1 protein-coding gene is annotated in these 287 nt (G+C 77.4%); it reads right to left on the minus strand.

Annotated features, from left to right (window positions below; all coding sequences use genetic code 11):
• A partial coding sequence (locus IO39_RS56445) for a hypothetical protein (RefSeq protein WP_211267398.1) occupies positions 1-287 on the minus strand: 287 nt, incomplete at both ends.

The raw sequence follows: 287 nt of genomic DNA on the forward strand, positions 1-287 counted from the left end.
GCGGCCGTCCAAACCGGGGCCGGTCAGCGGCGCGCGGCCGGAGGCGGCGACCAGGGCGCGGGCGTTCCTGGCGTTCCAGGCCGCGGCCCGGCCGAGCAGGCCCTGCCGCAGCGTGGCCGTCCGCGCCTCGGCGGCCGGCTCCCCGTCTGCGGCGGCAGCGCCGTCGGTGTTGCCGTCGGAGATGCCGCCGAACAGGTTGTCCAGCTTCAGCTCGCCGGTGGCGACGGGGGCGAACCAGGAGTAGCGGTCGTAGTAGCGCCGCCCCTGCACCACGTCACCGGACGCGT

This window comes from Nonomuraea candida, assembly GCF_000725485.1.
Lineage (GTDB): Bacteria > Actinomycetota > Actinomycetes > Streptosporangiales > Streptosporangiaceae > Nonomuraea > Nonomuraea candida.